The 24,017-nt window shown below is 55.2% G+C and carries 26 protein-coding genes; 14 read left to right on the top strand and 12 right to left on the bottom strand.

Annotated features, from left to right (window positions below; translation table 11 throughout):
• Positions 1-22: 22 nt before the first annotated feature.
• Entirely contained in the window at positions 23-2,464 is a 2,442-nt protein-coding gene (hrpB, locus tag ACQE3Y_RS16655) for an ATP-dependent helicase HrpB (RefSeq protein WP_426982113.1), read from the bottom strand.
• Positions 2,465-2,540: 76 nt separating this feature from the next.
• Between hrpB and thpR the strand changes: the two genes are divergently transcribed.
• The 9 genes from thpR to panD all read left to right on the top strand — a co-directional run bounded on the left by thpR (position 2,541) and on the right by panD (position 9,539).
• Positions 2,541-3,074 (top strand): RNA 2',3'-cyclic phosphodiesterase, encoded by a 534-nt coding sequence (gene thpR / locus ACQE3Y_RS16650; RefSeq protein ID WP_426974515.1) that lies wholly within the window; start codon positions 2,541-2,543, stop codon positions 3,072-3,074.
• Complete coding sequence (sfsA, locus tag ACQE3Y_RS16645; RefSeq protein WP_426974514.1) at positions 3,071-3,775, top strand: DNA/RNA nuclease SfsA; 705 nt, start codon at positions 3,071-3,073, stop codon at positions 3,773-3,775. The genes thpR and sfsA overlap by 4 nt, the downstream gene beginning before the upstream one ends.
• Before the next feature lie 176 nt (positions 3,776-3,951).
• Positions 3,952-4,407, top strand: a complete 456-nt coding sequence (gene dksA / locus ACQE3Y_RS16640; protein WP_013507920.1) for an RNA polymerase-binding protein DksA — start codon at positions 3,952-3,954, stop codon at positions 4,405-4,407.
• Positions 4,408-4,472: 65 nt separating this feature from the next.
• The gene (gluQRS, locus tag ACQE3Y_RS16635) at positions 4,473-5,399 is read left to right on the top strand and encodes a tRNA glutamyl-Q(34) synthetase GluQRS (RefSeq protein ID WP_426974513.1); all 927 of its coding nucleotides are present in this window, start codon (positions 4,473-4,475) and stop codon (positions 5,397-5,399) included.
• Between the two features lie 37 nt (positions 5,400-5,436).
• On the top strand, positions 5,437-6,843 hold the full coding sequence (gene pcnB, locus ACQE3Y_RS16630) for a polynucleotide adenylyltransferase PcnB (protein ID WP_426974561.1): 1,407 nt from the start codon (positions 5,437-5,439) through the stop codon (positions 6,841-6,843).
• Positions 6,840-7,319 carry a 2-amino-4-hydroxy-6-hydroxymethyldihydropteridine diphosphokinase gene (folK, locus tag ACQE3Y_RS16625; protein ID WP_426974512.1) on the top strand — a complete coding sequence of 160 codons (480 nt, stop codon included), beginning with the start codon at positions 6,840-6,842 and terminating at the stop codon, positions 7,317-7,319. Before pcnB ends, folK begins: the two co-directional genes overlap by 4 nt.
• Before the next feature lie 106 nt (positions 7,320-7,425).
• A complete protein-coding gene (panB, locus tag ACQE3Y_RS16620) occupies positions 7,426-8,220 on the top strand; it encodes a 3-methyl-2-oxobutanoate hydroxymethyltransferase (protein ID WP_426982112.1) in 795 nt (264 codons plus the stop codon).
• A gap of 14 nt (positions 8,221-8,234) precedes the next feature.
• Positions 8,235-9,089 carry a pantoate--beta-alanine ligase gene (gene panC, locus ACQE3Y_RS16615; protein ID WP_426974511.1) on the top strand — a complete coding sequence of 285 codons (855 nt, stop codon included), beginning with the start codon at positions 8,235-8,237 and terminating at the stop codon, positions 9,087-9,089.
• Between the two features lie 69 nt (positions 9,090-9,158).
• Entirely contained in the window at positions 9,159-9,539 is a 381-nt protein-coding gene (panD, locus tag ACQE3Y_RS16610) for an aspartate 1-decarboxylase (protein ID WP_038628123.1), read from the top strand.
• Between the two features lie 39 nt (positions 9,540-9,578).
• On the opposite strand, the gene ACQE3Y_RS16605 is transcribed toward panD, so the two are convergent.
• The 5 genes from ACQE3Y_RS16605 to ACQE3Y_RS16585 form a co-directional block, all read right to left on the bottom strand.
• Positions 9,579-10,151 (bottom strand): DUF1349 domain-containing protein, encoded by a 573-nt coding sequence (locus ACQE3Y_RS16605; RefSeq protein ID WP_426982111.1) that lies wholly within the window; start codon positions 10,149-10,151, stop codon positions 9,579-9,581.
• 20 nt (positions 10,152-10,171) lie between these two features.
• Positions 10,172-10,726 (bottom strand): sugar O-acetyltransferase, encoded by a 555-nt coding sequence (locus tag ACQE3Y_RS16600; protein ID WP_426974509.1) that lies wholly within the window; start codon positions 10,724-10,726, stop codon positions 10,172-10,174.
• A gap of 41 nt (positions 10,727-10,767) precedes the next feature.
• On the bottom strand, positions 10,768-11,310 hold the full coding sequence (locus tag ACQE3Y_RS16595; RefSeq protein ID WP_426982110.1) for a TetR/AcrR family transcriptional regulator: 543 nt from the start codon (positions 11,308-11,310) through the stop codon (positions 10,768-10,770).
• Positions 11,311-11,488: 178 nt separating this feature from the next.
• A complete protein-coding gene (locus ACQE3Y_RS16590; protein WP_085067952.1) occupies positions 11,489-12,259 on the bottom strand; it encodes an ABC transporter permease in 771 nt (256 codons plus the stop codon).
• On the bottom strand, positions 12,256-13,182 hold the full coding sequence (locus ACQE3Y_RS16585) for an ABC transporter ATP-binding protein (RefSeq protein WP_085067953.1): 927 nt from the start codon (positions 13,180-13,182) through the stop codon (positions 12,256-12,258). The genes ACQE3Y_RS16590 and ACQE3Y_RS16585 overlap by 4 nt, the downstream gene beginning before the upstream one ends.
• A 112-nt stretch (positions 13,183-13,294) precedes the next feature.
• Between ACQE3Y_RS16585 and can the strand changes: the two genes are divergently transcribed.
• Positions 13,295-13,957, top strand: coding sequence for a carbonate dehydratase (can, locus tag ACQE3Y_RS16580; protein ID WP_208615334.1), 663 nt, complete (start codon positions 13,295-13,297; stop codon positions 13,955-13,957).
• A 79-nt stretch (positions 13,958-14,036) separates the two neighbouring features.
• Here the strand turns inward: can and hpt are convergent, their stop codons facing one another.
• On the bottom strand, positions 14,037-14,573 hold the full coding sequence (gene hpt, locus ACQE3Y_RS16575) for a hypoxanthine phosphoribosyltransferase (protein WP_426974507.1): 537 nt from the start codon (positions 14,571-14,573) through the stop codon (positions 14,037-14,039).
• A gap of 248 nt (positions 14,574-14,821) precedes the next feature.
• Here hpt and ACQE3Y_RS16570 point away from each other — a divergent pair, with 248 nt between their 5' ends.
• The gene (locus ACQE3Y_RS16570; RefSeq protein ID WP_426974506.1) at positions 14,822-16,105 is read left to right on the top strand and encodes a cystathionine gamma-synthase family protein; all 1,284 of its coding nucleotides are present in this window, start codon (positions 14,822-14,824) and stop codon (positions 16,103-16,105) included.
• 103 nt (positions 16,106-16,208) lie between these two features.
• Here ACQE3Y_RS16570 and ACQE3Y_RS16565 read toward each other — a convergent pair whose 3' ends face one another.
• The gene (locus ACQE3Y_RS16565; RefSeq protein WP_426982109.1) at positions 16,209-16,424 is read right to left on the bottom strand and encodes a hypothetical protein; all 216 of its coding nucleotides are present in this window, start codon (positions 16,422-16,424) and stop codon (positions 16,209-16,211) included.
• Positions 16,425-16,576: 152 nt separating this feature from the next.
• Positions 16,577-18,187, bottom strand: coding sequence for a multicopper oxidase CueO (gene cueO, locus ACQE3Y_RS16560; protein WP_426982108.1), 1,611 nt, complete (start codon positions 18,185-18,187; stop codon positions 16,577-16,579).
• Between the two features lie 461 nt (positions 18,188-18,648).
• On the opposite strand from cueO, the gene ACQE3Y_RS16555 reads away from it, so the two are divergent.
• From ACQE3Y_RS16555 to speD, 3 genes are all read left to right on the top strand, one after another.
• Positions 18,649-18,996 (top strand): YacC family pilotin-like protein, encoded by a 348-nt coding sequence (locus tag ACQE3Y_RS16555; RefSeq protein ID WP_085067958.1) that lies wholly within the window; start codon positions 18,649-18,651, stop codon positions 18,994-18,996.
• Positions 18,997-19,103: 107 nt separating this feature from the next.
• Positions 19,104-19,976 carry a polyamine aminopropyltransferase gene (speE, locus tag ACQE3Y_RS16550; RefSeq protein WP_426974503.1) on the top strand — a complete coding sequence of 291 codons (873 nt, stop codon included), beginning with the start codon at positions 19,104-19,106 and terminating at the stop codon, positions 19,974-19,976.
• 14 nt (positions 19,977-19,990) lie between these two features.
• Positions 19,991-20,800, top strand: a complete 810-nt coding sequence (speD, locus tag ACQE3Y_RS16545; protein ID WP_085067960.1) for an adenosylmethionine decarboxylase — start codon at positions 19,991-19,993, stop codon at positions 20,798-20,800.
• Between the two features lie 42 nt (positions 20,801-20,842).
• On the opposite strand, the gene ACQE3Y_RS16540 is transcribed toward speD, so the two are convergent.
• From ACQE3Y_RS16540 to dtnK, 3 genes are read right to left on the bottom strand one after another with little or no spacing between them, the layout of a single operon-like run.
• Positions 20,843-21,616 (bottom strand): DeoR/GlpR family DNA-binding transcription regulator, encoded by a 774-nt coding sequence (locus ACQE3Y_RS16540; RefSeq protein ID WP_426982107.1) that lies wholly within the window; start codon positions 21,614-21,616, stop codon positions 20,843-20,845.
• Positions 21,617-21,622: 6 nt separating this feature from the next.
• A complete protein-coding gene (locus ACQE3Y_RS16535; protein ID WP_426982135.1) occupies positions 21,623-22,579 on the bottom strand; it encodes a D-threonate 4-phosphate dehydrogenase in 957 nt (318 codons plus the stop codon).
• Positions 22,580-22,595: 16 nt separating this feature from the next.
• Entirely contained in the window at positions 22,596-23,858 is a 1,263-nt protein-coding gene (dtnK, locus tag ACQE3Y_RS16530; RefSeq protein WP_426982106.1) for a D-threonate kinase, read from the bottom strand.
• Positions 23,859-24,017 lie beyond the last annotated feature (159 nt).

Raw genomic sequence — 24,017 nt, 5'->3', positions numbered from 1 at the left:
AGCAGAACCCTCTGAAAGATGGCTACTGCGGCGACGCATATTTTTTGGTGCGACGCGTAGGTAACGCGCTGGCCGGATCGTCAGGCCAGGCATGTTTGGGATAGCGTCCTTTCATCTCTTTTTGCACCTCCAGATATGCACCCTGCCAGAAGGCGGCAAGATTGCGGGTAATCTGCAATGGCCGCTGCGCGGGCGATAACAGCTCCAGCACCAGCGCTACGCGCCCTTCCGCAATCGTTGGATTTTGCGCCTCGCCGAACATTTCCTGCAGGCGCACCGCCAGCGCGGGCGGCTTCTCACTATCATAGCGAATCGGCAGACGACTGCCGGTCGGCACAGTGTAATGAGTTGGTAACGCACTATCCAGCCGCTGGCGTTGTGACCATGTGAGCAAATGTAATAATGCGCCCGTCAGACTCACCTGACGCAAACCTTTCATATCACGCACGTTGCTCATCTCCGGCAACAGCCAGCTTTCCAGCGTGGCGAGCAACGACTCATCATCCATCGCAGGCCACTTCTCTTCCGGCAGCCACTGCGCGGCGCATTGCAGCCGCAGCCGCACCTGGCTCGCTTCCGGCGTCCAGTTAAGCACTTCCAGCCCCTTTTCGCGGATCCAGCGCAGCATCGCCGGATGCAGTACCTCAGCATCAGGCTTCGCCAGCGGCTGTGATTTCAGCGCCAGCACGCCAATTTTATCGCGCTGCCAGGCGCGCAGTGTTCCTTTTGCTTCATCCCATTCGATATCGGTTTCGCTACGTACCAGGCCGGGGCAGTCGCGCTGAAGTGTCGTAATCTCTACTGGCAGCGCCAGCAGGATACGTGCTTCAGCCTGCGTATCGCCCTGAAGAAGCTGCGGCGCGATCAACCATTCATGCCGCGTGAGTCCATCCTCATGATCGAGCATCGCGCCCGGGCCGCCCGCCAGCTGATAGCGGCCGCTTTCACCCCGTCGGCGTGCCAGACGATCGGGGAACGCCTGTGCCAGCAGCGTTGGCGCCAGCATCGCGTCCGGCTGTCCGCCTGCGCCATTCAATCGCTTTTGTAACTGACGAGCGCGCTGTTGCCAGCCCGCGTGCGGCGTAAACAGATGATCAAGGAGATTACGACTACCCTGACGCGGCGGTTCTTCAAGGATAGCGGCCAGCCGGGCGGCCGTTGCCTGCGCATCCCGATCGCGGGTGGCGGTTAATAACGCCGCCAGCCGTGGTTCGCTGCCCAGCTTCGCCATTGCGCGTCCCCGTACCGTCAACTGACCGTTTTCGCCAAGCGCGCCGAGCATCCTCAGCAGCTTTTGCGCCGCCAGTAGCGCCGGCGCGGGCGGCGCATCAATCCAGTTCAGCTGGGCGGCGTCATGGCATCCCCACTGCAGTAAATCGAGCCATAATGCGCTTAAATCGCTTTGTAAGATTTCCGGCTCGCTCTGCGCCGCGGCGCGTTCCGCCTGCTCGCGTGCGATCAGATGTAAACAGATGCCGGGTGATAAACGACCGGCGCGTCCGGCGCGCTGCGTCATGGACGCCTGACTGATACGCTGGGTTTGCAGGCGCGTAATGCCGCTGCGCGCATCGAAACGCGCCGTGCGTTCCAGCGCGCTATCCACCACCAGACGAATGCCGTCAATAGTTAAGCTGGTTTCGGCGATATTAGTCGCCAGTACCACCTTACGTTTCCCCTGCGGCGCTGGCAGGATTGCCCGCCGCTGCGCTGCCAGCGGCAGCGCGCCATATAGCGGACACAGCTCAATATCGCTGCTGACGCGCTGCGCCAGCTGGTTTTTCACCCGCTCGATTTCCCCCACACCTGGCAGAAACAGCAGCAGTGAACCACTTTCTTCGCGCAGCAGCTGGGCCACCTCGCGTGCGACAGCCTCATCAAACGGCAGTTGCGTCGGCAGGCTGGCATAGCGCCGCTCTACCGGAAAACTGCGGCCTTCGGAAACAATCAGCGGCGCATCAGGCAGACGCACGCTTAACCGCGCATTGTCCAGCGTAGCGGACATAATCAACAGGCGCAGATCGTCGCGCAGCCCCTGTTGAACATCGAGCAGCAGCGCCAGCGCCAGATCGGCCTGTAAACTGCGTTCATGAAACTCATCCAGGATAACCAGCCCAACGCCGTCCAGCATTGGATCCTGTTGCAGCATGCGCGTCAGAATGCCTTCGGTGACCACTTCCAGCCGGGTAGCAGGCCCAACGCGACTGTCGGCGCGCATGCGATAACCCACGGTTGCGCCGGGCTCTTCACCCAGCTGTTCCGCCAGACGCTGTGCGACATTACGCGCCGCCAGACGACGCGGCTCCAGCATAATAATGCGTCCGGCAATGTTGCCCTGCTGTAACAGCTGCAGTGGCAGCCAGGTGGATTTACCCGCGCCCGTCGGCGCAGCCAGCAACACCTGCGGCGCCTGTTTTAATGCCGCCAGCACCTCTGGCAGCACGGCGCTTACCGGTAATTCACTCAAACGAAACTCCGTCCAGCATTGGTCTTATGATGGTGCGCATTGTAGCATTCCTCTGTGTTGTTTACCGGAGAGTGTTATGAGCGCACGTCGTCTCTTTTTCGGCATCGGATTACCCAAACCGTTGCAACAGCAGCTGGTTCGCTGGCGCGCCGAACAGTTCCCCGAGGAGGCAGGGCGACCGGTGGTGGCCGCCAGCCTGCATATTACGCTGGCATTCCTTGGCGAAATCAGCGATGAAAAAGCGCAGGGGCTGCAACAGCTGGCCGGTCGTATTCGGCAGCCGCCTTTTACCCTACAGCTGGATGATGCCGGACACTGGCCGCGTCCCGGCGTGGTCTGGCTCGGCTGTCGTCAGGCGCCGCGCGGCCTGCTGCAGCTGGCGGAGATGCTGCGCGCTCAGGCGGCGCGCAGCGGCTGTTACCAAAGCCCACAGCCGTTTCATCCGCATATCACCCTGCTGCGCAACGCGACGCGCCCGGTTGCCCTGCCGCCGCGTAATTTCCACTGGCAGTTTACGGTGGATCATTTTTCTTTATACCAGTCGGTTTTCGCCCAGGGGCGAACCCGCTATCGCGCGCTACAAAGCTGGCCGCTGCAGGAGTCCGTATGAATTTTGAACCGGCATTGCGTCCGGCGCGTCTGATAAGCCGCTATAAACGCTTTCTTGCGGATGTCGTCACGCCGGAAGGCGAGGCATTAACGATACACTGCGCCAATACCGGCGCCATGACCGGCTGCGCAACGCCTGGCGATACCGTTTGGTACTCCACCTCCACCAGCCTGACGCGTAAATATCCGCACAGCTGGGAGCTAACGCAAACGCAAACGGGCCATATTATCTGTGTCAATACGCTGCGTGCTAATCAGCTGGTACGTGAAGCGCTGGCAACAGAGCAAATTGCGGAATTGTCTGGTTACCCGCAGTTGCGGGCTGAAGTCAAATATGGCGCAGAACGCAGCCGAATCGATTTTCTGCTGCAGGCGCACAATAAGCCGGAGTGCTATATTGAAGTGAAATCCGTAACACTGTTACAACAGGGTAAAGGATATTTTCCGGATGCGGTGACCGTGCGAGGCCAAAAGCACCTGCGTGAACTGGCCAGCATCGCCCAACGGGGCGAGCGCGCGGTTATGTTATTTACTGTTTTGCACTCGGGGATTGAGGACGTAGCCCCCGCGCGTCATATTGACGCACGTTATGCAGAACAACTGGCACAGGCACAGCAGAGCGGAGTGGAAGTTCTCTGTTATAAGGCGCAGTTATCACCAGCGGGCATGTGGCTGAATCAGCGGATAAACCTGGCGTTGTAATATTTAGTGCGATTTGTTGTGATAAAAAGTAGCGTTGCGCTAAATACGCTTTTCCTCACAGGCTTGTCAAGACATGTTCAGGAATAATTGCCAACCTTGACTGCTTCTGTTATTTATAGCGGCCTGTTTTTTTCCCCTCTGGGGATCGATAGTGCGTGTTATCCAGGAGAAACAACATGCAAGAAGGGCAAAACCGTAAAACATCGTCCCTGAGTATTCTCGCCATCGCTGGGGTGGAGCCGTACCAGGAGAAACCGGGCGAAGAGTATATGAACGAAGCCCAGCTGTCTCACTTCAGGAAAATTCTTGAAGCATGGCGTAATCAACTCAGGGATGAAGTGGATCGTACGGTATCTCATATGCAGGATGAAGCAGCTAACTTTCCTGATCCGGTCGACCGGGCCGCTCAGGAAGAAGAGTTCAGCCTCGAACTGCGCAACCGCGATCGCGAGCGTAAACTGATCAAAAAGATCGAGAAGACCCTGAAAAAGGTGGAAGACGACGATTTCGGCTACTGTGAATCCTGTGGCGTTGAAATTGGTATTCGTCGCCTTGAAGCGCGTCCGACCGCCGATCTTTGCATCGACTGTAAAACGCTGGCGGAAATCCGCGAAAAACAAATGGCTGGCTAACGGCACGTGAAAAGCGGTGGCGCGGGATATCTGTTCCGCGCCGCCGCTGTTACGTGAAAGCGGTTATGTCTACTCCCTGTACAGGACGTTTTGCCCCTTCCCCTTCTGGTGAACTTCACTTCGGCTCGCTTATTGCCGCGCTTGGCAGCTATCTGCACGCCCGTGCTCAGGGTGGCCGCTGGCTGGTACGCATCGAAGATATCGATCCGCCGCGCGAAGTGCCCGGTGCTGCTAACGCGATTCTGCATCAGCTGGAACATTACGGCCTGCACTGGGACGGTGAAGTGGTGTGGCAATCGCAGCGGCATCAGGCCTACCGCGATGCGCTGGAGTGGCTGCGTCAGCATCGCCAAAGTTATTACTGCACCTGTACCCGTAGCCGCATTCAGCAGATTGGCGGCTTTTACGATGGTCACTGCCGCGATCTGCATCTTGATCCGCAGCAGGCGGCATTGCGGCTGCGCCAGCGGCAGCCGGTCAGGCAGTTTCATGATTTACTGCGCGGCGAAGTGCAGGTTGATGCCGCGCTGGCGGAAGAAGATTTTATTATTCATCGCCGTGACGGGCTGTTTGCCTATAACCTTGCGGTAGTGGTGGACGATCATTTTCAGGGCGTGACGGAAATCGTGCGCGGCGCTGATTTAATTGCACCCACGGTACGGCAGATTGCGCTCTGGCGTCAGCTGGGTTGGCAGGAGCCAGCTTACCTGCATCTGCCGCTGGTGCTTAATCATGATGGCAATAAGCTGTCGAAGCAGAACCATGCGCCTGCCCTGCCCAGCGGCGATCCCCGCCCGGTACTGGTCAGGGCGCTGCGCTTTCTGGGACAAGATACGCCGGAAAACTGGCAGGATATAACAACCACGCAGCTGTTAGCGCTGGCTGTTGCGCAGTGGGATTTGGCAAAAGTGCCGCGCGATGACGCGCTGGCTGCCATTGAAACGACAACACCATTCTCAAATGGTTCGCAACAGGCTATGATTAGCCGCTGATTTTACCACCGAATTATCGTCATTATCGAGGTGTCCTATTTTTACCCGAGTAGCTAATTTTTGCCGTAAAGTTCTGAGTCGTGAAGAGACGGCACTGGCAGAGGTTGAGGAAGACGAACTGCAGATGACCGTCATCCCTCGTGAAAGTCACAACATCTCGCGCAAAGACATTAGCGAAAACGCCCTGAAAGTCCTTTATCGCCTGAATAAAGCGGGCTATGAGGCCTATCTGGTGGGCGGTGGTGTCCGTGACCTGCTGCTGGGTAAAGCGCCGAAAGATTTTGATGTGACCACCAACGCCACGCCGGAGCAGATGCGTAAGCTGTTCCGCAACTGCCGTCTGGTTGGCCGTCGCTTCCGTCTTGCTCATGTGATGTTCGGCCCTGAAGTGATCGAAGTGGCTACGTTCCGTGGTCATCATCAGGCTGAAGAAGACAGCAACGCACAGCGCGGCCAAAACGGTATGCTGCTGCGCGACAATATTTTTGGCACCATTGAAGATGATGCCCAGCGTCGCGACTTAACCATCAACAGCCTTTACTACAGCGTGGCTGACTTTAGCGTGCGTGATTACGTCGGCGGCCTGCAGGATTTACAACAGGGCATTATCCGCCTGATTGGCGATCCTGAGACGCGCTATCGTGAAGATCCGGTCAGGATGCTGCGCGTGGTGCGCTTTGCCGCCAAGCTGGATATGACCATCGCGGAAACCACTGCTGAGCCAATACCGCGTCTTGCCACGCTGCTGAACGATATTCCTCCGGCGCGTCTGTTTGAAGAAGCGCTGAAGCTGCTGCAGGCGGGTTACGGTTACAAAACCTATCTGCTGCTGCGCGAATATCAGCTGTTCCAGCCGCTGTTCCCGATCCTGAGCCGTGGCTTTACCGAACACAGCGACAGCCAGATGGAGCAGATGCTGGCACAGGTATTGAAAAATACCGATACGCGTATTCATAACCAGATGCGCGTGAATCCCGCCTTCTTGTTTGCCGCGATGTTCTGGTATCCGCAGCTGGAAAATGCGCAGCGTATCGCACAGGAAAGCGGCCTTGCCTATTACGATGCGTTTGCGCTGGCAATGAATGATGTGCTGGATGAGGCGTGCCGCTCGCTGGCGATCCCGAAACGGATTACCACGCTGGTGCGTGATATCTGGCAGCTACAGTTGCGGATGTCTCGTCGCCACGGCAAGCGCGCGATTAAGCTGATGGAGCATCCTAAGTTCCGTGCCGCATACGATCTGCTGGCGCTGCGCGCTGAAGTGGAAAACAACGCTGAACTGCAGCGTCTGGCGAACTGGTGGGGTGAATTCCAGGCCGCCGCGCCGCCGCAGCAGAATCATATGCTGAAAAACCTCGGCGATGAGCCGGTCGCGCGTCGCCGTCAGCGTCGTCCGCGCAAGCGCCCTGCCGCGCCGCGCCGCGATAACAGCAGCAACGCATGACCCGCGTCTATCTCGCCTTAGGCAGTAATCTGGCCGATCCGCTGCATCAGGTGCGTAACGCACTTGATGCGCTGGATGCCATTCCACAAACGCAGCGGGTCGCGGTCTCCTCTTTTTATCGCACCCCGCCCTATGGACCGCCCGATCAGCCGGACTATCTTAACGCTGCCGTGGCACTTGATACAGCGTTGTCGCCGGAAGCGCTGCTCGACCATACGCAGCGCATTGAGCTGGAACAAGGGCGGGAGCGTAAAGCGGAACGCTGGGGTCCGCGCACGCTGGATCTCGATATTCTGCTGTTCGGCGATCGGGTGCTGCATACGCCGCGCCTGACGGTGCCGCATTACGATATGCATAATCGCGCCTTTATGCTGGTGCCGCTGCTGGAAATCGCGCCGCAGGCCCGGCTGCCTGATGGCCACCCGCTTGCTGCAGTCGCCGCCGGGCTTGACTGCAGCGCTATCCTGCCCTGGTAACAGGCACGCCCGTTTTACCCGGCGTGCCGCCGCAACGATAAGCCATTCCTCTGACTGCGTCGATGATTTACACTTCGCCAACCAGTAAGTTGACGTTGAGAAAGTCATGAAACCTACCACCATTTCGCACCTGCGCCAGTTAAAAGAGGCAGGCAAAAAATTCGCCTCCATCACCGCCTATGACTTCAGCTTTGCCCGACTCTTTGCCGATGAAGGCATGAAGGTGATGCTGGTCGGCGACTCGCTGGGGATGACGGTCATGGGGTATGAGTCTACCCTGCCGGTTACCGTTGAAGATATCGCCTGGCATACGGCTGCGGTACGCCGTGGCGCGCCGCACTGCCTGCTGCTCGCCGATCTGCCGTTTATGAGTTACGCTACGCCGCAGCAGGCCTGTGAAAATGCGGGCCAGCTGATGCGCGCCGGTGCCAATATGGTGAAGCTGGAAGGCGGCGCCTGGCTGACGGAAACCGTGCGTATGCTAACGGATCGCGCCGTACCGGTGTGTGGCCATCTGGGCTTAACGCCACAGTCGGTTAATATCTTTGGCGGTTATAAAGTGCAGGGTCGCGACAGCGAAGCTGCGGATCGGCTGCTTGCCGACGCGCTGGCGCTGGAGGCCGCAGGTGCCCAGCTGATGGTGCTGGAATGCGTTCCGGTGGTGCTGGCGCAGCGCGTCACCGAGGCGCTAAGCATTCCGGTGATCGGCATCGGGGCGGGTAACGTCACCGACGGGCAGATCCTTGTCATGCATGACGCCTTTGGCATTACCGGCGGTCATATTCCCAAATTTGCTAAAAATTTCCTTGCCGAAACCGGTGATATTCGCGCTGCCGTGCGCCAGTATATTCAGGAAGTGGAAGAGGCAAGCTATCCCGCCGCTGAGCACAGTTTCCAGTGAACAGGAGAAAGTCCGTGTTGATTATCGAAACGTTGCCGATGCTACGCCGTGAAATCAGGCGCTGGCGTCAGGAAGGCAAACGCATTGCGCTGGTGCCGACCATGGGCAACCTGCATGAAGGTCATATGACGCTGGTGGATGAAGCCCGCGAGCGCGCCGACATTGTGGTGGTAACTATTTTTGTTAACCCCATGCAGTTCGATCGCGCTGAAGATCTGGCACGCTATCCGCGCACGCTGCAGGAAGATTGTGAAAAGCTGAACCGGGCGCGGGTTGATCTGGTGTTTGCTCCGGCTCCCGCCGATGTCTATCCCAAAGGGCTGGATACCCAGACCTTTGTTGAGGTGCCAGGCCTCTCCAGCCTGCTGGAAGGCGCCAGTCGCCCCGGCCATTTCCGTGGCGTTTCAACCATCGTGAGCAAGCTGTTTAATCTGGTGCAGCCTGATCTGGCCTGCTTCGGCGAAAAGGATTATCAACAGCTGGCGCTGATACGCAAGATGGTTGCGGATATGGGCTACGATATCGATATTATCGGCGTGCCGACGGTGCGTGCGAAAGATGGCCTGGCGCTCAGTTCGCGTAACGGCTATCTGACCGCCGATGAGCGTAAGCTGGCACCGGCGCTGAGCCAGGTAATGAAAACGATGGCGAGTAAGCTGGCCAACGGCGAGCGCCATATTGAAGAGATTATCGAAAGCGCCGAAGCCGAGCTGCGTGATAAAGGATTAACGCCGGACGGCCTGGCGATCTGTGATGCCCAAACGCTGCTGCCGCTCAATGTAGAGAGCAAACAGGCGGTTATTTTAATGGCTGCATGGCTGGGCAAAGCCCGACTGATCGACAATCAGACGGTTGATCTGACCCAGTAGACAAGCGTCGGTAATCCATGAATACTGTCGCTCAACTTTTGATTCGTTGCAGAACAAGGTAACAGAGATATGGTACGCACCATGCTGCAAGGCAAGCTGCATCGAGTGAAAGTCACTCAGGCTGACTTGCACTACGAAGGTTCCTGCGCCATTGACCAGGACTTTCTCGACGCTTCCGGTATTCTTCAGTACGAGGCGATCGATATTTATAACGTAACCAACGGCCAGCGTTTCTCTACCTACGCAATTGCTGCTGAACGTGGTTCGAAAATCATTTCCGTTAACGGCGCGGCTGCCCGCTGCGCCTGTGAAGGTGATATTTTGATTATCTGTTCTTATGTACAGATGCCGGACGAAGAAGCGCGCCAGTGGCAGCCCAAAGTGGCTTATTTCGAAGGTGATAACCAGATGAAACGCCTGGCTAAAGCGGTGCCGGTGCAGGTTGCCTGACCCTCGCAGCGGGGCAGCGTCGCCCCGCTCGCCTGCTTTTTAACTTAAATCGTGCAGCGCTTTGCCATTCGGCGGCGTCAGGCTTATGTCACTGAACATCACTTCCAGCCCGGCGCGCTCTGGGGTACAACACATTATCCCCACCTGATAACGTTCAGCTTTAGCGATATGACACAGCCGTAGCAACGGCCAGACAACGCCGTCAGCTGAATACTGCAGCCGCAGAGCATGGTCACGCAGCGTTAAGCGCATCCAGAAATCACGCGCATCGCCGTTGAACGGGCCGGTTGCCCAGTCAGAACTGCCCTGAGTCAGCACGCTGCCCATCGCCGGCTGTCCATCGTTATATTCAATTCCCGCTTTTAACCAGTGCTGCTCATCAGCCATAAACATAATGCCTGCCTGATCGTACAGGGTATGAAAATCGGCACGCACCCGCGCCTGAAAAGTAAAATCTTCCTGTATCTCGCAGCCCCAAAAGTGGCCGCTGAAGCGGGTAAAACCGTACCAGGTTTCGCGCCAGAAATCGGTTTGACCGTCGGTGATGACGGTTAACTGACCGTTCTCATTGCGCCAGACGGCTGGCTCATTAATCCAGTGAAACTGCGGCATAACAAACCTCAGCATAGTGATTAAATTGTTTTTAGTACCCGGCACGGATTTCCCGCTGCCACCACATTTTCCGGCACGCTTTTCGTTACCACGCTACCGGCGCCAATCACGCTGTTATCGCCAATCGTGACGCCTGGCAATATCTGTACGCCTGCGCCAATCCAGACGTTATTGCCGATGGTAACCGGGCGGGCATATTCCAGCCCTCGATTGCGCTGCTCCACGTCCAGCGGATGACCGGCGGTATGAATGCCGACGCAGGGCGCGATAAAAACGTTGTCGCCGATAGTGACCTTCCCGCAGTCAAGGATCACCAGATTAACGTTGGCATAAAAGTTTTCACCGACTTCGATATTTCGCCCGTAGTCGCAGTAAAAAGGCTGTTCAATCAGGATCTGCTCGCCGGTTTTACCCAGCAGCGCCTTAAGCTGTTTCTCCCGCTGCGCCAAATCACGCGGATCGGTGGTGTTGTAGATTTGCAGCCGGTACTTCACCTCGCCACGTTCGGCGATGAGCGCCGGATCGTAATTGGCATCGTAAAGCAGCCCCGCCAGCGCTTTTTCTGCTTCTGTCATATTCCCTCCATTAGTGCGGATTACAAAGCCAGAAGCCTGAGCTACAGGCTGGCCAGCTGTCGGATGGCATTGGCCACCTGTTCAGGTACGACCGGCATTACTGAACGATGGATCATCATGCCTTCAATAAAAGCGTCGATGGCGACCGCCGCCGTCGGCGAAAAATGGTGCTCCAGCGCGCTGCGGCTGCGTGTCATCCATTCCAGCATCACCGGTTTTAGCTGCGGATGACGGCTGGCGAAAGCGTACAGTTCATAGCTCAGTAGCAGAGTGCGCGATGAGGAAGTGGCATCGCCAAAAATAATGGTGACTACCGCGTCTATCGCCTCCTGCTGTGTTCGTGCGCGGGTGATAAGCGCTGAGAATTGATCGGAAATATGCCGGGAAAGCTGGTTAAAAGCGGCAAAAAGCAGCGCATTCAGGCTGCTGAAATAGTAACTTACCGCGCTAAGCGGCACGGCAGCTTGCGCCGCAACCTTACGATAGGTTGTCCCGGCAACGCCATATTTTACAATTACTTCCAGAGCCGCTTCGGCGATGCGTTCGCGTCGCAGCGGATCCTGGCGCCAGCTTCTCTCTGTCATTTGTGCCTCTCTGTTTTTGCAGCTGACAGCCTGACACAGCCGATGAAATTGTACAGATGTACTAATTGAAGATGTGAGAGCGATCGCAGCCTTTACGTGAGAACAGCAGAAACGCTGCACAGGGGAGAACGCAGGCAAAAAAAAACGCGCTCCGGGGAGCGCGTTCAGCAAGCGGGCATCAGGTGCGTAAACCGCGCCCGCGCTGTATCAGCGTCCAGGCGAGAATATAAAACACCACGATAAAGGCGATCAGTACCGAAAGCGTAAACACCAGCGGAACGTCGTTAATGCCCAAAAAGCCGTAACGGAAGCCGCTGATCATATAGACCACCGGGTTCAGCTTCGAAACCGCCTGCCAGAATGGCGGCAGCAGCGTCAGCGAATAAAACACCCCGCCCAGATAGGTCAGCGGCGTCAAAACAAAGGTCGGGATCAGGCTAATGTCGTCAAAGGTACGGGCAAATACCGCGTTCAGCAGGCCCGCCAGAGAAAACATAATCGCCGTCAGCAGCAGCGTAACCGCCACCATCAGCCAGGAGTGCACGTGGAACGGCACAAAAAAGAGCGAGACCGCCGTAACCAGGATCCCCACGCAGATGCCGCGCGCCACGCCGCCGCCAACGTAACCGGCGATCACGATATGGGTCGGCACCGGTGCCACCAGCAACTCTTCAATGTTGCGCTGAAACTTGGCGCTAAAGAAGGAGGAGGCTACGTTTGCGTAGGCGTTGGTGATCACCGCCATCATAATCAGGCCGGGCACGATAAACTGCATATAGCTGAAGCCGTGCATATCGCCGATGCGCGAGCCGATCAAATTACCAAAAATAATAAAGTAGAGCGTCATGGTGATGACCGGCGGCACCAGCGTCTGGATCCAGATACGGGCAAAACGGTTAATCTCTTTGGCCCAGATGCTTTTCAGCGCAACCCAATATAAGTGCATCATGCGTGACCTCCCGTTTTCCCCTGCACCAGACTCACAAACAGCTCTTCCAGGCGATTCGCCTTGTTACGCATGCTAAGCACCTGCACACCCTGCGCGCTAAGCTGGCTGAAAACGCTGTTTAACCCCTGCTCGCGCATGACCTCAACTTCCAGCGTTGAGGTATCCAGCAGGCGGTACTGGAAGCCTTCCAGCTTCGGCAAGGCGCTTTTCGCCGCCAGATCGAGGATAAAGGTTTCCGATTTCAGCTTCGAAAGCAGCCCTTTCATTGAGGTGTTCTCAACCAGTTCACCGCTCTGAATGATGCCGATATTACGGCAGAGCATTTCTGCTTCTTCCAGATAGTGGGTGGTGAGGATAATGGTGGTGCCCTGCGCGTTTAGCTCTTTCAGGAATACCCACATTGAACGACGCAGCTCAATATCGACGCCAGCGGTCGGCTCATCAAGGATCAGCAGCTTGGGCTGATGCATCAGCGCACGCGCGATCATCAGGCGACGCTTCATGCCGCCGGAAAGCATACGCGCGCGCTCGTTGCGTTTGTTCCACAGGTCGAGCTGGGTCAGGTATTTTTCTGCCCGCTGCTGCGCCTCGCGCCGTTCAACGCCATAGTAACCCGCCTGATTAACCACAATCTGAAAAACGGTTTCAAACGGATTGAAGTTAAACTCCTGCGGCACCAGCCCCAGCTGACGCTTGGCGTTGACCACATCTTTTTCCAGGTCGTAACCAAAGACACGAACCCGACCGCCGCTTTTGTTAACCAGTGAACTGATGATGCCGATGGTGGTTGATTTACCGGCGCCGTTTGGCCCCAGCAACGCATAAAAGTCGCCCGCCTCAACCGACAAATCGATCCCTTTTAGCGCCTGCACGCCGCCGGGATAGGTTTTGGTGAGCTTTTCAAGTTCCAGTGCATACGTCATAGAAGCGTTATTTACCCTGTTTTGTTAACAATCGTTTTTACCGTTTAAAATTACCAAATGTTGTCCTATAGTACGGAAACGCATTTCTGCTTGTTACAGATCGATAACCATCATGAAAGATATTGATACACTAATCAGCAACAACCGCGAATGGTCCAAATTACTGGTTGAAGAAGATCCCGGCTTCTTTGAACGTCTTGCCCTGGCGCAAAAGCCACGCTTTTTGTGGATTGGCTGTTCTGACAGCCGCGTTCCAGCCGAGCGCTTAACCGGCCTTGAGCCAGGTGAACTGTTTGTTCACCGTAATGTAGCCAACCTGGTGATCCATACCGACCTCAACTGTCTCTCCGTGGTGCAATATGCGGTAGAGGTACTGGAGGTGGAACATATCATCATTTGTGGACACTACGGATGCGGCGGCGTGCAGGCGGCGGTAGAAAACCCGGAACTGGGCCTGATCAACAACTGGCTGCTGCATATCCGCGATTTGTGGTACAAGCATAGCTCGTTCCTTGGCGAACTGCCGCCAGAGAAACGCTTTGATAAGCTTTGTGAAATCAACGTCATGGAGCAGGTTTATAACCTGGGCCATTCAACTATTCTGCAATCAGCATGGAAACGTGGGCAGAAAGTCACGATTCACGGCTGGGTTTACGGCATCCATGATGGCTGCCTGCGCGACCTGGAAGTCACCGCCACCAACCGCGAATTGCTTGAACAGCGTTACCATCAAGGCATTGCTAACCTGCTGAATCAACCTGAAAGCCATCGCTAATCAGGGGCAGCATAATAGCCTTTCCGGCAACCGCTATCTTTAATCGATTGTGCTGTCTCTGGCAGCACAATCGCCTGTATTACTCTTCCAGCATGACTACCTTGCCGATGTAAGGCAAATGACGATAGCGCTGCGCGTAGTCAATGCCGTAGCCGACCACGAATTCGTCAGGAATAGAGAAACCGATATATTCAACGTTCACCGCTACTTCACGGCGCGAAGGCTTATCCAGCAGGGTACAGATGGCCAGTGACTTCGGCTCGCGCAGGCTGAGAATTTCCCGCACTTTGCTCAGTGTATTACCAGAATCGATAATATCTTCCACGATCAGCACATCTTTTCCGCGGATGTCTTCATCCAGATCTTTCAGAATTTTCACATCACGGCTGCTGGACATGCCGCTGCCGTAGCTGGATGCGGTCATAAAATCGACTTCGTGTGGCACTTCAATGGTACGGCACAGATCGGCCATAAACATAAAGGAGCCGCGCAGCAGGCCTACCAGCACCATGTCGCTTCCGCTGTCACGGTAGTGCTCAGTGATTTGTTGACCCAGTTCAGCGATACGATTGCGAATCTCCGCTTCGGAGAGCATAACTTCAACGGTGTGTTTCATAGCTTCAGGCTTCGTCATCTGTCGAAAGCAGCAAAGTCTATCATATTTTGTCCGCCAAATACCCCAACGCAGCCAACCTTTGCCCCGGCGAGAAACAGATATACAGACTGCTAAACTTCCAAGACGCGTTATTTAATTATGCTTTTGGTTTTAAAGTTAGAACGTTAAGTCATTTATCAGCCAATGAGCGCCTGTGATAGCGTAAGCTCAATTTATGATGCCAGACGGCTTCATCGCCAGGAGAGATTATGTGCGCTGCTCAGACTAAAAAAACCCATATTGGTAACCGCCCGCTACAGCCGGAAACGCAAATGCTGAACTACGGTTACGATCCTGCCTTATCAGAAGGCGCGGTTAAGCCGCCGGTGTTTTTGACCTCTACCTTTGTTTTCAAAAGCGCTGAAGATGGTCGCGACTTTTTCGATTATGTCTCAGGCCGACGCGAGCCGCCTGCAGGCCTGTCCGGCGGGCTGGTCTATTCCCGCTTTAATCATCCTAACAGCGAAATTGTCGAGGATCGGCTGGCGGTGTATGAGCGGGCTGAAAGCAGCGTGCTGTTCTCTTCGGGAATGTCCGCTATTTCTACCACCCTGCTCGCTTTTGTGCGGCCTGGCGACGTTATTCTGCATTCACAGCCGCTGTATGGCGGCACTGAAACCCTGCTGAGCAAAACCTTCCATCAGCTTGGCGTGGCGGCAGTAGGCTTCAGCGATGGTCTGGATGAGGAAAAAGTACAGGAGGCAGCCGACCGGGCAACGGCGATTGGCCGCGTGGCGGTTATTTTAATTGAAACGCCCGCCAACCCTACCAACAGCCTGGTGGATATCGCCCTGATTCGCCGCGTGGCAGATAAGATTGGCGAACAGCAGGGAAGCCGACCGATTATTGCCTGCGACAATACGCTGCTTGGCCCGCTGTTTCAGCGCCCGCTGGAGCATGGCGCGGACATTTCGCTCTATTCACTCACAAAATATGTTGGCGGACACTCCGATCTGATCGCCGGCGCGGCGATGGGCAGTAAAGCACTGATGAATCAGGTTCGCGCCTTGCGCAGCGCTATTGGTACCCAGCTGGATCCGCACTCCAGCTGGATGCTGGGCCGCTCGCTGGAAACGCTGTCGCTGCGCATGGAAAAAGCGAACAGTAATGCCGAAGCGGTAGCCCGTTTCTTACGCGATCATCAGAAAGTGGAAAAGCTGCACTATCTGAGGTTTCTGGATAGCGACTCTGCGGCGGGTAAAACATTTCAGGCGCAAAGCAGCGGCGCGGGCTCAACCTTTTCCTTTGATGTTCGTGGCGGTCAGCCCGCCGCTTTCCGTTTCCTTAACGCGCTACAGCTGTTTAAGCTGGCGGTAAGCCTCGGCGGTACCGAATCGCTTGCCAGCCATCCGGGCAGCACCACCCATTCCGGCGTGCCCGCTGAAGTACGGCAGCGGATTGGTATTGGCGAAGCGACCATTCGTTTGTCGATTGGCATTGAGAACAGCGACGATCTCATTGAAGATCTCCGCCTGGCGCTGGAGCAGGCATAATCCCGCAGTATGATAAGAAAAGTTAAAGGGCTGTCTGAAAAAGGTGGCCCTTTTATAAAGGGATGGTTTTTAAAAGCACAATGAATAACGCCGCGTTAAATAGTTATGTTTTAGTTTTTTCATCCGTCCCTTTATACCAATGATAAAAAGCTGTTAGCAAATAACAGGATTTATTTACTCCCAGGAATATCAACAGCGCTGCCAGGATATCCGTAAGCTGTTGGCAAGGCGCGCTTACTCTCAAAGAGCTATGCGTAACAATATAAATAGTAGACAGATAGCTAATAGAAAAAATAAGCGAAGACTTTTTACGTGCCATAATTACTCCTTTAATTAATTTCCGTATAAATCTATTTTGCTAAGAAAAGTTTTTAATTAACGATACCGCTATTTATCTGCCGCAAATGAAAAATTAAACCATTAACGCCCGATCGCGTTCACCATAATCGGGCATTGGCAAAAGATATGGGGTTATTCGACGGTAAAGCCCAGCATCATGCCGGTATCTTCATGTTCCAGCAGATGACAGTGCGCCATATACGCCTGCTGAGCGCTGGCCTTATGATTAAAACGCACCAGCACTTCGCTACGCCAGCCTTCCACATGCACCGTATCCTTCCATCCCTGCCGGTGCGGCGCTGGCGGCTTGCCGTTTTCTGAAAGAATACGGAACTGCGTGCCGTGGATATGAAAAGGATGCAGCATCGCATCGCCTTCGCCGGAAATGGTCCACTTCTCCAGCTGGCCCTGCTTCACGGCAAACAGTGACTTGTTCATATCAAAGGCCTGGCCATTGATCTTATTACCATTATGGAAATCATAGCCGGAAGCGGTTTGCGGCGGCATATTCTCTATCGCATGACTGTGGTCCTGATGCGTCATTGCCTGATGATCGTGACCGGCTGAATCCATATGTTGCGCCATAGCATGCCCTGTACTCTCATGGCCCGCCATTGCCTGTTTGCCGTAACGCTGTTGCAGCGCCTGCATCCCCAGCCGATCCAGTTGAGGATCCATCATCAACTGTAACCAACGGCCCGGAAGGTTATCGCTGGCAGGTAACGGCGGCAAATTAGCCAACGTATCCGGCAACGAGCCGCTGGCCATTACCCGCAACGGCAAAATATGCAGCAGCGGCAGCGGCGCATCAAACGGCGCCAGCGTCATGCCCATCTGATTAACCGGCAGCGTTACCAAATCAAAGGCTTTGCCATCGCTGGTATCCACCAGCACTTCAAAACGTTCGCCCGGCAGTAGCATTAGCGTTTCTACCTGCACCGGCTCTGCCAGCAGGCCACCATCGCTGGCGATAACGTACAGCGCGCGCTTGTCGCTGGCCGTCAGGTTAAGTGAGCGAGCGTTGCAACCGTTCAGCAGACGCAGACGCAGCCAGCCACGCGGCACCGCTTGCTGCGGATAAGGCACGCCGTTGGTCAGCATCAGATTGCCAAACCAGCCCACTGCGGCATGCATAACGTCCAGCTGATAATCAATGCCGGTACCCTCTACCGTTAGCTGCTTGTCCTGTAAAATCAGCGGGATGTCATCCACGCCCCACTGCTTCGGCAGCAGCAGCTTTTCTGATTCCTCATCACGCAGCACTACCAGCCCGGCCAGCCCCTGCGCCACCTGATAGCCGGTCTTTCCATGCTGATGCGGATGAAACCAGCAGGTTGCCGCTGGTTGGTCGGGCGTAATGGAAACCGTGCGTTGACCGCCGGGCGCGATCGTGGCCTGCGGGCCGCCATCCACATCCCCCGGCACCTCCAGCCCGTGCCAGTGTACCGTGGTCGCCTGCGACAGGCGGTTTTCCATCAGCACTTTCAGCGTCTTACCACGCGTCATCTCAATCGCCGGACCCAGCAGCGCGCCGTTATAGCCCCAGGTATTGACCGCTTTTCCGTGCCAGTGGCTGGTGCCGGACTGAGCAATCAGGCGCACCGCACCGTGAATATCGGGCTTCAGCAGATCGGGGATCGGTAGCGCCGGGCGACCAGCGGCCAGCGCACGCCCCTGCCAGAAGGGAAACAGGCCTGCGGCACTCAGCGCTGCGGTCAGTTTAAGAAAGTCTCGGCGTTGCATGATGGCGTCCTTTATCATATTGAGGGCGTTATCCTAAACCTTGCCCTAACGGCAAAGTCAAGCTAACAAGCAAATGAACCTAAGATAGCTACATCAATAGGGTTATGGCTTGTTTAATACGCATATCAGGCTTCATCTTTGAAAGGGGCAGATTTATTACTCTTTTTATATCGGGTGGCATCAGAGGAAGGGTTCCTGTGCGGCCTGCATCATAAAAGTAATCGCCTTCAATTCGACCGGCTTTTGTTCAACTCATCTGCCTGCAGACTCTGAGACTTCCCGCAAAATGAGGTGATGACTATCAGACATGGCTCAATTACTGTGTTTCCGGCGTGAAGAAATGGCGCCTGCCAGACTGAATTGGCGATTTTTAGCACAAACGGCAACAAAGCGTAAAAATGGCCTGAAGACGGTGCATAACTGTGCTAACGTCAGATGATTGCAATTTTTAGAGAATGATTATGACGAAGGGCATCAAAGTCCTGTTGCTGTCGGGGCTTCTTGGCTTCTCATCCACCAGCTTTGCGCTTAGCGAATCAGAAGCGGAAGATCTGGCCGATCTGACCGCGGTATTTGTCTATCTAAAAAATGATTGCGGCTATCAGGATCTGCCCGATGCGCAAATCCGCAAGGCGTTGGTTTTCTTTGCCCAGCAGAACCGTTGGGATCTTACCAACTATGGCAGCTACAACATGAAATTACTGGGAGAAGAGAGCTATCGCGATCTGAGCGGCATTGCTGTCTCTAACGATAAGAAATGTAAGGCGTTAGCACGCGACTCGCTCAGCCTGCTGGCTTACGTTAAGTAATTTGCTGCTCTGTGCTCTCCTGCTGCTAATTTGACCGTGCAACCCCATGCAGAGTTAGCTATGATGTGCCGCCCAATTTTCATGGCTATTCTGAGGAGAGCCCCACCATGGCCCAAAATGAAATTTGGTATGAAACGCTTCATGCCGGCTTTGGTCAATATTTCACGGTAGACAAGGTTCTCTATCGTGAAAAGACCGAGCACCAGGATCTGATCATCTTCGAAAATGCGGCTTTCGGTCGCGTCATGGCGCTGGATGGCGTAGTGCAAACCACCGAGCGCGATGAATTCATCTATCACGAAATGTTAACGCACGTTCCGCTGCTGGCCCACGGCAACGCCAAAAAGGTGTTGATTATCGGCGGCGGCGATGGCGGTATGCTGCGTGAAGTCAGTCGTCACGCCGGACTGCAACAGATTACGATGGTGGAAATCGACGCGGGCGTGGTCGAGTTTTGCCGTCAGTATCTGCCCAACCATAGCGCTGGCGCTTATGACGATCCGCGCTTCCGTCTGGTGATCGACGATGGGGTGAACTTCGTTACGCAAACCAGCGAAAAGTTCGATGTGATCATCTCAGACTGTACCGATCCGGTCGGTCCGGGTGAAAGCCTGTTTACCTCTGAGTTTTATCAGGGTTGTAAACGTTGCCTTAATGAAAATGGCATCTTTGTCGCGCAGAATGGCGTTAGCTTTCTGCAACAGGATGAAGCCGTGACCAGCCATCGTAAACTGGGCCACTACTTCAGCGATGTCAGTTTTTATCAGGCGGCGATCCCAACCTATTACGGCGGCATTATGACCTTTGCATGGGCGAGCGATAACCCGGCACTGCGTCAGCTTGATACCGCCACGCTGCAGGCGCGCTTTGCGTCAGCAGGCCTGAACTGCCGTTACTATAATCCGGCAATCCATACGGGCAGTTTTGCTCTGCCGCAATATCTGTTGAATGCACTGTCGGCACCGACCGGGCATTTATAAGGAGGTGAACTAAATTGCAAAAGCTGAAACTACATGGCTTCAACAACCTGACGAAAAGCCTGAGTTTTTGTATCTACGACATTTGCTATGCGAACAGTGAGGCCGAACGCGATGGCTATATTGCTTATATCGATGAGCAGTACAACGCTAACCGTCTGACTGAAATCCTGACCGAAACCTGCTCGATTATCGGCGCTAACGTGCTGAATATCGCGCGTCAGGATTATGAACCGCAAGGTGCCAGCGTCACTATTCTGGTTAGCGAAGAGCCGATCGATCCGAAAGATATTGATAATTCGGAGCATCCCGGCCCGCTGCCTGGTTCGGTAGTCGCTCACCTGGATAAAAGTCATATTTGCGTTCACACCTATCCGGAGAGCCATCCCGAAGGCGGATTATGTACGTTCCGTGCTGATATTGAAGTCTCTACCTGCGGCGTTATTTCCCCGCTGAAGGCGCTGAATTACCTTATCCATCAGCTGGAATCGGACATCGTTACCGTTGATTATCGCGTACGCGGTTTTACCCGTGACGTTAACGGCGTGAAGCACTTTATCGATCATGAGATCAACTCTATACAGAACTTTATGTCGGATGATATGAAGGCGATGTATGATATGGTCGATGTGAATGTTTATCAGGAAAACATCTTTCACACCAAGATGTTGCTGAAAGAATTCGATCTCAAACATTACCTGTTCAACACCAGACCGGAAGACCTGAGTCCGCAGGAACACAAGCGGATTACCGATCTGTTGTGGAAGGAAATGCGTGAAATCTACTATGGCCGTAATATTCCCTCTCTCGGCCTGAAAACGCAGTAAAGCCCCCTGCTTTACCGGGGCGGATCTTCCGCCCCGTTTCGTTTACTTGGCCTGCGTATCCACCAGCGTTAAGGCAAAATCTTCTGCGTTAAGCTGTGCCTGCGCCTCTTCACTTAGCCTGCCGTCGGTAATGACCTCCGTCAGCGCCTGTAACGGCGTTACGCAAAACAGTGACCATGAACCATATTTACTGCTGTCCGCCAGTAATATCCGCTGACGTGCATTAAGCAGCAGATCCTGCTTCAGCCCGGCCTTATCCTCCGTAGGCGTGGTAATACCTTTCTCCAGGCTCCAGGAGTTGCAGCTGACAAAAGCAATATCGGGATGAAGCGTGCGCAACAGGCGGCGTCCGTGTTCACCAATGCATGACTGACTGGAATCATCAATGCGCCCGCCGATAATCGTCACTTCAATTTGTCGGAATCCCGAAAGAAACAGCGCAATATGCAGATCGGCGGTAATGACCCGCAGCGGCAGGTGCGTGAGCTGCCGCGCCAGCTCCAGCATAGTGGTGCCCGCATCCAGCACCACCGCATCGCCCGCTTTTACGCGCGCGGCGGCGGCGCGTGCAATCGCCTGTTTCTCTGCCAGATTGCGCTGGCTTTTTTCTGACGTGGTGGGCTGCTCAGGAATAAAACGGTTTAACGTCACGCCGCCGTGCGTCCTGCTAATAACGCCCTCCCGATCCAGCTTAATCAGATCGCGGCGGATAGTGGCGGGCGAGGCGGAAATGGCCGTTACCAGTTGATCAACGGTAACCAGATTATGTGCTTTCAGATAATCCATAATCTGGTCGAGGCGACTTTGTCCTTTCATCTTTCCCTATGCAAGTTGCATCGCAAGTTGAATCGAGATGGCCATGCTCTCAGACTTCGCTTTACCTGTCCAGGCAATATCAAATGCGGTGCCGTGGTCCGCTGAGGTGCGGATAAATGGCAGGCCAGCGGTGATATTTACCCCGTCGTAGAAGCCCAACAGCTTAAGCGGAATATGGCCCTGATCGTGATACATCGCCACCACCATATCGTACTGTCCTTCATAGCACTGAAGATAAACCGTATCCGGCGGACAAGGACCGCGGGCATCAATGCCCCTCTCTTTCATCGCCTGAATCGCCGGACCAACAATGTTGATCTCTTCATCGCCAAACAGGCCATTTTCGCCGGCGTGCGGATTCACCCCAGCTACAGCGATGCGCGGATGCGTATAGCCGACGCGGCGCAAAAACGTATCGGCCATACCAATCACCGTTTCCACGCGTGGCTGATTCAGCGTATCAAGAAATTTGCGCAGCGCGATATGAGTGGTAACGTGGATCACTTTTAGTCGGTCAGTATAGAGCACCATGGCGTAATCTTTACTTTGGGTCAGTTGCGCCAGCAGTTCGGTATGGCCAGGATAGAGGTGACCAGCCGAATGCAGCGCCTCTTTATTTAACGGCGCGGTGGCGATAGCATGCACCTCTCCCGCCAGCGCCAGCGCCGTTGCGCGCTTCACGCAGCGGTACGCCAGGTCGCCCGCCTGCGCCTGAACCTTACCGGACACCAGCGCCTGCGGATCGGCCAGCGGCTCATCCAGCACGTTAATGGTGCCGGGCGTGAAGTGCGCCTGCGCGACTGAAGTGATCTCTTTCAGTTCCATTTGCGGGAGTTTGCCCTGCGCCATTACGCGCCTTAACGTCTCCAGACAACCTACCACCACGGCTGGCGCGCCGTTTAACTCCCCTTCCGCAAGCGCTTTAACAATAATCTCCGGGCCGATACCGGCAGGATCGCCCATGGTTACCGCAATGGTTTTAGTGGTCACTGTACATCTCCTCAATAAACGAGAGCGCGTCACAAAGCACACTCTCAGAACCGAAACCGCCGGCTTTGGTAATTACCGGCAAATCATCAAGCTCGCTGTTGATAAAACAGCCGCATGGAACGCAGGGCGCAACCTCCTGCTGGATGCGATAGCCTTTCGCGCCCAGCGCATGAGCAACCGCAATGGCAATATCCCCGCCCGTCAGAAACAGCCCGCCGATACGCGCCCTGTCGATAATTGCCAGCGTCAGCTCACCCAGCCGCTGGCTGAGACGCTCGCCTAATAACGCGCGACTGCAGTGAAGCTGCTGGCATAGCGCATCAATTTGTTGTCGATCCGCCGCGCTGCGGCTGGTACGTAAAATCGTGTGCTGACCAGTTGCAAGTAGCGCGCTCGCCTGCTGTACCAGCCCGCTAAAATCGGGAACGTCGTGCATAAGCAACTGCGCTGCGTCGATATCTACTACCTGCGCGCGCTGTTGATTGATAGCCAACGCCACCTGACGACGCGTGGCTTCACTCATTGACCCGGCAATCACCAGCACCGGCAGCGCCTGGCGTTTTGTAATACAGGCGCTGGCTGGCAACGCCGCCGCCAGCCCTGCCGCACCTACCAGCAACGGTGTTTCGGGCAGCGAAAGGGCCGCTTCGGCAATCAGCGCCAGATCCTGTTCGGTTAGCGCATCCACCACGACCATCACCGGTGCCTGATGTTGATACTGCCGCAGCAGCGCAGCCAGTTCACCGCTGCGCACCGCAGGCAACGCAACGTCAATCACCTTTAGCTCGCTTTGCTGCTGCAAAAGGGTTTTGATGCGTGACGAGCTAATCGGCGTGCGCGGATCGCTGGCAAACTCGGTTTGCGCCAGCGGCACCTGATGCACCAGGCACTCGCCGTTAAGGGTGGTGCGGCCTGCGCCAGGGATAGCCGCTGCGATCAGCGCCAGACCTTTACCGCTGGCGTGCAATGCGGCTTCAATTTCCGCTCCGGGATTGCCGCGAAAGGTGGAGTCGATTTTTTTGTAGATCAGCAAATCCTGCTGACGCCAGCGGGCCAGCGCCTGCGTTACTGCATCCGCCGCGTCAGAAGCCCCAAGCGCGCGGCTGTCAGTATTGATCACCAGCACATCGGCGCGGCGTGACGGCGACTGCCGGGCAAAGAGCATTACCTCAGTACGCGCGCCCTTCTTCGCCAGCTGAACCCCGGTATCATTAGCGCCGGTAAAATCATCAGCGATGACGATTAATTTCATACATTCCCCTTACTGGCTGCATCACGCTTCGCTCCCCGTCCTGTTTAAGCGTTGTACGCCGCTTACAAAAGAAACTACCCAACCTGTTAATGATTATATTCAATCATGATTGATTAAATGTGAGCAATCTCAAATTAATCACATGCGATTTCCCCTATA

Origin of the sequence: Pantoea sp. FN0305 (assembly GCF_050113845.1) — a bacterium.
In the GTDB taxonomy this organism is placed as follows: domain Bacteria; phylum Pseudomonadota; class Gammaproteobacteria; order Enterobacterales; family Enterobacteriaceae; genus Mixta; species Mixta alhagi.
The sequence above is the reverse complement of the archived record's forward strand: the minus strand, read 5'-3'. Positions and strand labels throughout refer to the sequence as shown.